The sequence below is a fragment of the Coleofasciculus sp. genome (genome assembly GCF_046565525.1).
GTDB lineage: Bacteria > Cyanobacteriota > Cyanobacteriia > Cyanobacteriales > Coleofasciculaceae > Coleofasciculus.
In genome coordinates this window covers 1-8,664 of record NZ_JBKHUP010000187.1, presented here as the reverse complement: position 1 = coordinate 8,664, position 8,664 = coordinate 1, and the positions used below count along the sequence as shown (strand labels likewise).

9 protein-coding genes and 1 pseudogene are annotated in these 8,664 nt (G+C 45.1%); 6 read left to right on the top strand and 4 right to left on the bottom strand.

The features are described from left to right. Positions 1-394: 394 nt before the first annotated feature. From ACLGGO_RS34380 to ACLGGO_RS34365, 4 genes are all read left to right on the top strand, one after another. Positions 395-853, top strand: a complete 459-nt coding sequence (locus ACLGGO_RS34380; RefSeq protein ID WP_446422681.1) for a hypothetical protein — start codon at positions 395-397, stop codon at positions 851-853. Next, positions 783-1,025, top strand: a complete 243-nt coding sequence (locus ACLGGO_RS34375; protein ID WP_446422680.1) for a hypothetical protein — start codon at positions 783-785, stop codon at positions 1,023-1,025. Before ACLGGO_RS34380 ends, ACLGGO_RS34375 begins: the two co-directional genes overlap by 71 nt. Positions 1,026-1,084: 59 nt before the next feature. Continuing rightward, positions 1,085-1,996 (top strand): metallophosphoesterase, encoded by a 912-nt coding sequence (locus ACLGGO_RS34370; protein WP_446422679.1) that lies wholly within the window; start codon positions 1,085-1,087, stop codon positions 1,994-1,996. 152 nt (positions 1,997-2,148) lie between these two features. Continuing rightward, positions 2,149-3,243 carry a serine/threonine protein kinase gene (locus ACLGGO_RS34365; protein WP_446422678.1) on the top strand — a complete coding sequence of 365 codons (1,095 nt, stop codon included), beginning with the start codon at positions 2,149-2,151 and terminating at the stop codon, positions 3,241-3,243. 39 nt (positions 3,244-3,282) lie between these two features. Here ACLGGO_RS34365 and ACLGGO_RS34360 read toward each other — a convergent pair whose 3' ends face one another. Both ACLGGO_RS34360 and queC read right to left on the bottom strand, forming a co-directional pair. Continuing rightward, positions 3,283-4,641: an extracellular solute-binding protein gene (locus tag ACLGGO_RS34360; RefSeq protein WP_446422677.1), complete on the bottom strand. Its 1,359-nt coding sequence runs from the start codon at positions 4,639-4,641 to the stop codon at positions 3,283-3,285. Between the two features lie 117 nt (positions 4,642-4,758). Further along, entirely contained in the window at positions 4,759-5,445 is a 687-nt protein-coding gene (gene queC / locus ACLGGO_RS34355) for a 7-cyano-7-deazaguanine synthase QueC (protein WP_446422676.1), read from the bottom strand. A 271-nt stretch (positions 5,446-5,716) separates the two neighbouring features. On the opposite strand from queC, the gene ACLGGO_RS34350 reads away from it, so the two are divergent. Beyond that, a complete protein-coding gene (locus ACLGGO_RS34350) occupies positions 5,717-6,787 on the top strand; it encodes a Gfo/Idh/MocA family oxidoreductase (protein WP_446338973.1) in 1,071 nt (356 codons plus the stop codon). A gap of 37 nt (positions 6,788-6,824) precedes the next feature. On the opposite strand, the gene ACLGGO_RS34345 is transcribed toward ACLGGO_RS34350, so the two are convergent. Continuing rightward, the gene (locus ACLGGO_RS34345) at positions 6,825-7,799 is read right to left on the bottom strand and encodes a GDSL-type esterase/lipase family protein (RefSeq protein ID WP_446422675.1); all 975 of its coding nucleotides are present in this window, start codon (positions 7,797-7,799) and stop codon (positions 6,825-6,827) included. Between the two features lie 173 nt (positions 7,800-7,972). On the opposite strand from ACLGGO_RS34345, the gene ACLGGO_RS34340 reads away from it, so the two are divergent. After that, a complete protein-coding gene (locus tag ACLGGO_RS34340; RefSeq protein ID WP_446338971.1) occupies positions 7,973-8,113 on the top strand; it encodes a hypothetical protein in 141 nt (46 codons plus the stop codon). A 348-nt stretch (positions 8,114-8,461) separates the two neighbouring features. On the opposite strand, the pseudogene ACLGGO_RS34335 reads toward ACLGGO_RS34340, so the two are convergent. Further along, positions 8,462-8,593 (bottom strand): annotated as a pseudogene (locus ACLGGO_RS34335) (transposase); the annotation flags it as partial. Positions 8,594-8,664: the final 71 nt, after the last annotated feature.

Genomic DNA, 8,664 nt, shown 5'->3' with positions numbered 1-8,664 from the left:
AAATTCAATCGGGGTTGACCAGATTGAATTTACCTTGGGGGAGTCCAATGTACCCCCACCCTACTTCACTCCGTTTAGTTGAGGATGGAGTTCTATAGCTCCCCCAATCCCCCACGTTTTGATAGAGCTACCTGTAGGGGTACGACATTGCCGTGCTATATGTGGCGTTTGTGCTTGGGTACTATAGGTTGATAAAATCTTATCGATTGCTTATTCGGATGGTATTACCAATCTCAGCTTAGATTTATCCCTACTCAGGAATCCCCTCTCTCTAGGCTTAAATTTGCTCCAACCTCAATCCCTTGTTCCTGCTCACTGTTTCCTATTCCCTTACTTATTCCCTCAGATGCAGGTTTTTTGCCCGGTGGTGAGGTAATCTGTGATCGCATGAACTATGTTCGTTTCTCTTATGTCAATTCTGCTACTTGTTTTCGGACTGCTCATTCTCATCGTTGTGTCTATTGATGTCCTGATCACAACATTAACAGTGGGAGGAGGAAGTCCTCTAACCAGCAGAATCTCGGCTTGGCTGTGGAGAATCGCGCTTCAGATTCATCGCTGGCACTCCAATCACCGCTTATTGTTAGTTACGGGTTGGCTAATTCTCGTTACTGTAGCCGTGCTTTGGTTTGCCTTAACCTGGGTGGGATGGACGCTAATATTTAGCGCTGATCAAACGGCTGTGGTAACGCCGAAAAAACTGCCCGCCACTACGTTAGAAAGAATTTATTTTGTCGGTTATACCATCGCTACTCTAGGGATGGGAAGTTATAACCCTCAAGGTGCAATTTGGGAAATTACCACCTCTTCCATCCCTGGAACGACTCAGGAAACAAGGGATTCCCACGGTTAGCGATCGCCAATTTTGGGACGCAACCAAACACGTCACTAAACGCCGACGGCTGCTGTTGGCGCTGATTCACAATGACGGCTGGGTTTGGGATGCGATCGCCTCGATCAAAACCACCAATCGAGCTACCACCTTAGATGATCAAACGACGATTGACAAAGTAATACTGCATTAGGGAACATGAACAGACGCGCCATGGCGCGTCTCTACTAAATTAACCAGTGATAAATAACCATGAAAAAAATCAAGTATATTCTGTTAGGTTTAGTCGGACTATTGGGTTTTCTTTTAATTTGGAGCTTAATTGAGCCTTATATTCTCGACATAGAAGAAGAAGTGGCAGTAATTCCCAATCTTCCTGCGGCTTGGCAAGGAAAACGAATTGGACTGGTTTCAGATTTTCAATACGGGATGTGGCTAGACAATACCCCTACCGTCCGCCGTAGTATAGCGGAACTGGTGGAAGAACGCCCTAGTGTCGTCCTGATTAGCGGTGACTTTATTTACCATGCCTTTAAAGGCACAGACCCAGAAATTGCTAACATCGTTGATTTAGTGCGTCCCTTACCCGAAGCCGATATTCCCACCTATGCAGTATTAGGTAATCACGACTACGGTATGATTAAGCTGGATACTCCACCCAAAGAGAACTTAGCCGCACGGTTAGAGGCGGCGTTAGAAGAAGTTGGGATAGAGGTTCTGGAAAACCAAGCCGTCAAATTATCTCTACCCGGAAATTCTGGGGACAATCTTAGTGATGGAAACACCGACTCTTTTTATTTAGTAGGCATTGGTTCCCATCTGGCAAATAAGGACAAACCAAAAGACGCGATCGCGCAAGTGCCATCCGCTAATCCCAGGATTGTGATGATGCACAATCCCAAATCATTTCTGGCTTTACCTGCTAATACCGCACCTGTAGCGGTTGCTGGACACACTCATGGCGGACAAATTCGCCTGCCATTCACACCCCAATGGTCTTGGTTAGCATTAGCTAAAAACTGGGAACATGTCGATGGTTGGAGTGACGGCTATGGCGCCTCAGGTAATAAACTGTATATTAATCGTGGGATTGGCTTTAGTGATCTGCCAATACGACTCAACTGTCCTCCAGAGGTCACTCTGTTTACACTCCAAGCTCAATAGTTAGGGGTTGCTGAATAAGGATTGTAGTGAGGGGAGGGAACAGGAAACAGGTTGTGTCCCTAATGCCAATCTGTGCGTAAGTCCTAAAATTAATTTATTTCTAGGGGTAGATGTTAATTTTAAGAAGTCACCTAAACCCATCTAAAAATCCGATGAGCTACTGTATCAACCCCAAGTGCGACCAACGGGAAAATCCTGAGTATCTGGAATACTGTCAAGGCTGTGACACTCCATTAACCATCAACAGTCGATATCGGCTGCTGAAACCCCTTCGACCCCTAGAGGCACCCAATCCCACCAAAATCTTTGAAGTCCGGGATTTAGCAGCAGAGGCGGCAATTCAAGGGGCAAAGCATAAAGTGCTGAAAGTTTTAACCCGGAACAATTCCACTTTAGTTCGCCTATTTAAACAAGAAGCCGAAATTCTAAAAAAACTTAACCATCCCGGCATTCCTAAAGTTCAACCCGAAGACGATTATTTTACCGTTTCTGTTCCCCGCCGTTCTCGTCCCTTACATTGCTTGGTAATGGAAGAAGTAGAGGGAGAAAATTTACGATCATGGCTCAAACATAATCCACCCATTTCCGAAGCCAAAGCCATTGAATGGCTAAAACAGTTACTTGATATCCTCGATACACTGCATCAACAACAATATTTTCATCGGGATATTAAACCCTCGAATATCATGCTACGACCCAATGGTCAACTAGTGCTAATTGATTTTGGTACAGTTTGCCAAATGACGGGTACAGTTGTCCAACGACTGATGGGAAAAGATGTAATGGGAGAAGGGGTTTTTTCACCCGGTTATACCCCTCCAGAACAAATCAACGGTAATGCGGTTCCCCAATCCGATCTCTATGCACTAGGACGTACTTTTGTCCATTTATTGACAGGTAAACATCCGTTAGAACTAGACACCAACCATAAAACAGGTGAATTGATGTGGCGCAAGCATACTCACAAAATTTCCGATGCTTTAGCCGAGTGGCTTGACTATTTTATGGCACCATTTGTCTATCGTAGACCGCCAAATGCCTCGTTTATTTTGCCGCATCTCCAAAAACAACCCCTCCCTCATCCAGATATACCCAAAAATTATCCACTTCCCCTAAAATTAATGATTCTAAACTTTGTCATTTTCTCAATTTTATTAGTATCAGGAGTCCTCTGGTTACAAGCCTACCAACAGCACCAACGGCAGTTGTCTCCTCAAGGGACTGTTCTGTTCATGGGAGGAAGTTGAAGGAAACCCCTACAAATGTGGCTCTGAAAGTTATTCAGGTCAATTAATCGTCAACATCTCCAAATTTAGCAATTGGCGCGTTTCATCGGCGGCTTTCTGCATCAACTGGGTTATCTCATTATTATCAACTTGTTGGGCAAGGGCGGTTCTGGTAATCAATTTACTCAAATATTTCTGTAAGATAAAAGAGGCTTGATCATACTGAGGAATGGTAGGACGCAATATTGAATTTTTGACTGCCTCTTTCAAAGACGGTAAATAGGGATACTTGGCTTTGATCTCTGGGTCATCATACAACGCTTCTCGACTGGGTAAATATCCTTGCTCCAAAATCAATTTTTTCTGAGCAGCTTGACTGGTAAAATATTGAAGGGCTTTCCAGGCTTTATCTGGGTGTTGTGAATTCTTAGCTATTCCTAAACCCCAACTCCCATTACAGCCACTCGGAACCAATGTATTTTTATTGGGATCGACTGAAAGATTCAAGACTTGTACGCCGACATTAGATGGATCAGCTAATTGGTTCCAGGCATAGGGCCACTGTCGAAGAAATAGGGTATTGGGATCTTGATTAAACCTGTCCAATGATTCTTGTTCGCTATATAAGATAACTTCTGGAGACGAAATATTCTCTCGAATTGTATTGAGTAAAAACTGAACAGCTTGTTCAGCCTCAGGTTGATCCAATCCTACCTCTAAACTGTCTGGTTTAATCCAGAATCCATCATAGCTTTCTAATACTTCTACAAAAGTAGCGATCAAGCCTTCATAGCGCCATCCCTGCCATAAATAAACACCTGGATAGTTCCTTTGATTTTGCCAAGTTTGGGAAAGCGTTTTCAATTGCTGTAAGGTTTCAGGTGGCTGAGTATTACCCAGTAAATTTTTGCGGTAGTATAGAAGACCGATATCCGAACGCAAAGGCATCCGATAGAGCTTACCCTGATATTCTCCGGCGTCGATTGTACTGGGTAAAAATCCTTCATTGACTAGGGTATCTTTAGCCGTCCATTTATATAGATCAACCAGACATCCCTTAGCCGCGAACTCTGGCATCCAAATAATATCTGTGTAAACTAAATCATAAAGGGAGTTTCCTATTTGACAGTCTCGAACAAAATCATCCTTAAGGCGATAGGTAATATCACCTGCCAGATTCGTTTTCGTTCTCAAATTAATCCGAATTTTGGGATATTTATTATGAAAATCAGTAATTAATGACTGCCAAGCGGTAGCTTCGTCAGCGGGAACAAATAGGGTTAAATGAGTGGGGGGCCAAGTTAAGTAGATGAGTAATAGTAGTAAAACTTGGACAACGGCGACGAATGCCCAGATAGAACGGGAATTAAGTCGTCGGCTAAATTGCCCTAGTCTTTTCACAAGCTGCCTAGTTTTCATAATAATCTCTCTAGGACTACAGTGTGGGTTCCCTAATAGCAACACAAAAGCCCATAAACCCACCCCGACAAATCAGGTTCTACTCTTCAGCGCGTTGGGTTAAAACTGTTTCAACCCTTATCTTTCATGTTCATAAGACAAGGGATCTTTTAGTCCGATTTCCGCAAAAGCGGCAAGGCGTAAGCGACAAGAATCACAGACACCACAAGCCATCTCATCCCCAGCATAGCAAGACCAGGTGTCTTGCCAAGGCACTCCAAGTTTATTTCCTAACTGGATAATTTCTGTTTTCCTAAGCTGAATTAGCGGAGTGATAATTTGAATCGGTTCTCCCTCACGCCCCTGTTTTGTGCCTAGGCGAAAGACTTGCTGCATGGCTTGGATATAATCAGGACGGCAATCGGGGTAACCGGAATAATCTAACGCATTGACCCCCAAATAGACGGCTGTAGCACCCATCGCTTCGGCGTAGGATAGCCCAAAACTCAAAAAAATGGTATTTCGTGCGGGGACGTAGGTGATAGGGATACTCTGGGACATCTGCTGGAGCGATCGCGCCTGGGGCAAATCGAGGGTATCATCAGTTAAGGCTGAACCCCCCCACTGGCGCAAGTCAAAACTTACCACTTGATGGTCTTTGACACCAGCACATTTAGCAATTGCGATCGCGGATTCGAGTTCTCGCCGATGTCGCTGTTGATAATCAAAGGATATAGCATAACACTCATAGCCATCTGCCTTAGCTTGATAGAGGACTGTAGATGAATCCAATCCTCCGGACAATAAAACTACGGCTTTCGACATTTTCACCTCCTCTGGTGAAAGTTTTGACCCCCGCCCAAAAATGGACAACCCAAAAACTGACACATTTACCTACACCTAAAGTAGCTCTAAACCCACAATGAAAAAAGAATGACCGTCCTAAAGACTTCCGTTATCTGGCAAATTGGGGCAATCTTTGGAATTCTTCACATTTAAAGGTGCTGTGGTACTATCTGGATGGTTTAAGGCGGCTCAACATAAGTAAATTGACTTAGTTCCCGTGGTGGAGGAGCATATAAGAGTGCAAGATAGCATGTATCAAAGACATCTGGATACTCATGTCCAACGTAGCCTGCCCCAGCCAATCCGAATTGGCGTGATTGGCGTTGGTAACATGGGACAGCATCATGCCCGCGTTTTGAGTCTTTTAAAAGACGTGGAAATGGTAGGCGTGGCAGACATTAATGTAGAACGGGGTTTGGATACGGCGAGTAAATACCGTGTCCGCTTCTTTGAAGATTATCGCGACTTACTCCCCTATGTTGATGCTGTCTGTATTGCGGTACCAACCCGCCTGCATTATGAAGTGGGGATGACTTGTCTGCGTTCGGGGGTTCATGCCTTAATCGAAAAACCGATTGCCGCCAGTATCGCTGAAGCAGAATCCCTAGTCAACGCTGCCGCTGAGTACCAATGTATTCTGCAAGTGGGTCACATTGAACGGTTTAATCCCGCCTTTCAAGAACTCAGCAAAGTTCTCAAAACTGAGAAATTGCTGGCACTAGAGGCGCATCGCATGAGTCCCTACTCCCACAGAGCCAACGATGTATCTGTGGTTCTCGATTTAATGATCCACGATATTGACCTGCTGATGGAACTGGCAGATGCCCCTGTCATCCGATTAACGGCTAGTGGTAGCAATGCCTCTGAGTCGGGGTATTTAGATTACGTTACCGCTAATCTAGTCTTTGCCAATGGGATTGTGGCAACTCTTACCTCAAGTAAGGTAACCCATCGCAAAATCCGTCGCATTGCCGCCCATTGCAAAAATTCGCTCACAGAAGCCGATTTTCTCAATAATGAAATTCTGATTCATCGGCAAACGACTGCCAATTGTGAAACTGACTATGGTCAAGTTCTCTATCGTCAGGATGGGTTAATTGAAAAGGTGTACACCAGTAACATCGAACCGCTATACGCTGAGTTAGAACACTTTGTCAACTGTGTGCGCGGCGGAAATCAACCCTCTGTTGGTGGCGAACAGGCGCTGAAAGCCTTGCGTTTAGCCAGTTTGATTGAGCAAATGGCTCTTGATGGTCAAGTTTGGCATCATTTAGACCGAGAGCCGCATGACATTAAGTCTCCCATGGTTGCCCTGTCTTGAGTGTCATTTGTCCGTTGTTTGGACGAGTGGCCAGTTATCAGTGGTCAGTAATTGGCTGATAACTGGTAACTGATAACTGGTAATGAAGCGATCGCGCGATTACGTCACTAACCTGCTGATTACCTTGGGGACTTAAGTGGATGTGATCTCGATACAAGCTTTCTGGGGTGGGCTGGTTGTTGAAGATGGGCAAACAATCGATGTAGGGAATTTGCTGGTCTTGAGTCAACCCAATTAGGCGATTTCGGGCTTTGATTTCATAATCACGGGGTCCTTTTTCGCCAATTTCCCGTAATAGGGGGGTCATGACCAACAGAAACTCAGCGCCTGCCTCTTTAGAGAGCTTGTAAACTTGATGAATGGCATCTAAGTTAAAACCCACGCGATCGCCTCCCTCAGCACGAACAGCCGCCATTTCTGGCACAGATTCGTAAGGCAAAAAACGACTAATTGCCTCAATCAGGGCTAAAGGGGGTCTATGACTGGGATAATTGCGATCGCGTCCCACCGGGATCGAGGTGGGGGCGGTGGCAAAGAGGTCATCGGTATTTATCACCAAGACTATAGCTTGGGCGTTGAACGTGCCAAAGCGTTGGAGATATGCCAATTCATTCCGAGGTCCCCAGGAATTGGCAGAGGCGTTGAGAACTTCGATTTGCTCAAACGCCTTCTGGGACTTGAACGGTGCCAATTGAGCAGCGAGCAGCGCCGAAAGGGTTTGGTCTTGGTCTGTCCACCAGCCACCATTGACGATAGAATCGCCTAAGAGTAAAACCCGCAGTGTAGACGGGGATCGCTCTGGTGTAATCTCATCACTCCGCATGGAATAGTCATTAATGGCAATGCGATTACCCATACGAGTCGTCTTTTGGTTAGGGGCTAATAAATAGCCAATTTGCTCATCGGCAATATAAATCGGCGGCTTCCCTAAGCCAAAGAGTAAACGCAAGCCGACTTCCACTCCCGCAACCAATACCAGCAACACTCCGAGAATGACTAACAATACTTTCACACCACAGTCTCCTTCATTTGAGCAAATTATTGGCAATGACCACTATTGACCCTAATTTAGCTGTTCCGGCAAGAAGCCCTACACCCAACGGAATTTTGTGATCAAAACGCTCAGGTCAAGATATATTCGAGTTGGGAAATCCCTTGAATTCAAATAGGAGCGTATAACCGGATATGTCAGACCTAAATCGTGGCATCATGAAGTTTAAGGGAGCAGATAGCCCTGTGGCGATCGTGATTTCGACGGTGCTAGTCCTGGGGGGTATTGCTTTCCTACTCTGGTGGGCATTACAGACTGCTTACAATGTGGGGTAATTTTCCATTTATGGCGTGAGGGAGTGGGACACTGATGATGTCGCGTCCTACTTCCTGCCTGTTACCCTACCAAAACATTGCCCCAAATGTTCCTCGCGATCGCTAACAACGCTACTGGTGTAACACATCTAAAATGGTGGAATAGATTTTACGGTTAATCTGGTCTCATGTAGGTATGTTTTCTGGGCGCACGTCGGTACGCCCCTACGGTTTCCGGGCGTAATTCTAATTCATCAAATAAGGTGTGTCACGCCACTACACTAAGAATTAGCGAGTAAATCCGAAACCCCTCACAGAGAAAAAGCGGGAGGACGGAAGCCCCGTATTTTTAAATCGGGGATGAAGTCCGACACGGCGAATGATTTCTCTTAGTCGCCTCTCTATGTCTCCTACCAGGACTTTTTTCCGTCGTTTGGGCATCCAGACTAAATGGTAATTTACCATTAAAATCGAGTGATTGCTCTTTCTATATTGTTGCATTGAAGGTTGGTTTTTGTGCTATACTTGTTTTGTTGATAACATAGCATTAACGACAACATCCAGTCAGTCAT

Bases quoted from the DNA above. Each gene is read 5' to 3' on its own strand.
- ACLGGO_RS34380 (WP_446422681.1), top strand. From the start codon at position 395: ATGTTCGTTTCTCTTATGTCAATTCTGCTACTTGTTTTCGGACTGCTC.
- ACLGGO_RS34370 (WP_446422679.1), top strand. From the start codon at position 1,085: ATGAAAAAAATCAAGTATATTCTGTTAGGTTTAGTCGGACTATTGGGT.
- ACLGGO_RS34365 (WP_446422678.1), top strand. From the start codon at position 2,149: ATGAGCTACTGTATCAACCCCAAGTGCGACCAACGGGAAAATCCTGAG.
- ACLGGO_RS34360 (WP_446422677.1), bottom strand. From the start codon at position 4,641: ATGAAAACTAGGCAGCTTGTGAAAAGACTAGGGCAATTTAGCCGACGA.
- queC (WP_446422676.1), bottom strand. From the start codon at position 5,445: ATGTCGAAAGCCGTAGTTTTATTGTCCGGAGGATTGGATTCATCTACA.
- ACLGGO_RS34350 (WP_446338973.1), top strand. From the start codon at position 5,717: ATGTATCAAAGACATCTGGATACTCATGTCCAACGTAGCCTGCCCCAG.
- ACLGGO_RS34340 (WP_446338971.1), top strand. From the start codon at position 7,973: ATGTCAGACCTAAATCGTGGCATCATGAAGTTTAAGGGAGCAGATAGC.